At 67.8% G+C, this 782-nt stretch carries 1 protein-coding gene; it reads right to left on the reverse strand.

Features of this window, described 5'->3' with window-relative positions; all coding sequences use genetic code 11:
• Window positions 1–782, reverse strand: a 782-nt coding sequence (locus tag AQY21_RS08880; RefSeq protein WP_203416467.1) for a fumarate hydratase, incomplete at both ends; no start/stop codon positions are given.

The following is a 782-nucleotide window of genomic DNA, read 5'->3' on the forward strand; positions in this document are numbered from 1 at the left end:
AGGCTGCCGCCATGGCGGGGCAGGCGGATCACCCGGACATCATGGCAGAAATACTTGCCGCCGAATTGCGCGCCGAGGCCCATGGCCCGGGTCAGGCCGAGGATCTGGCCCTCCAGTTCCAGGTCGCGGAAGGCGCGGCCGTCCGGGCTGCCGCTGGTGGGCAAGCCGTCGAGTTCGCGCGCCGAGGCCAGCTTGACGATCTTGAGGCATTGCTCGGCCGACAGTCCGCCGATGACGATGGCCAGGTGATAGGGCGGGCAGGCCGTGGTGCCCAGCGTGCGGATCCTTTCGTCGAGAAAGGCCAGCAGCCGCTCGGGTTCCAGCAGGCGGCGGGTCTGCTGGAACAGGAAGGTCTTGTTGGCCGAGCCGCCGCCCTTGGCCATGAACAGCAGCTCCAGCGCGTCCCCGCCCACCGCCTCGATATCGATCTGCGCCGGCAGGTTGGTGCCGGTGTTCTTCTCCTCATACATGGTCAGCGGCGCCATCTGCGAAAACCGCAGGTTGCGGCTTTGCCAGGTGTCGCGAATGCCGTCGCTGAGCGCCTGGTGCAACTCGCCCCGGACCAGCAGGTTCTGGCCCTTCTTGCCGGTGACGATGGCGGTGCCGGTGTCCTGGCAGCTGGGAAATTCCCGCCCGGCCGCGATCACCGCGTTCTTGATCAGCTCCAGCGCCACGTAGCGGTCGTTCTGCGACGCCTCGGGATCGTCGAGGATGGCGCGCAATTGCGCCAGATGCGAGGTCCGCAGCAGGTGCGAGACGTCGCCGAAGGCCGCGACGGTCAG

This window comes from Paracoccus sp. MKU1 (assembly GCF_001447385.1).
GTDB lineage: Bacteria > Pseudomonadota > Alphaproteobacteria > Rhodobacterales > Rhodobacteraceae > Paracoccus.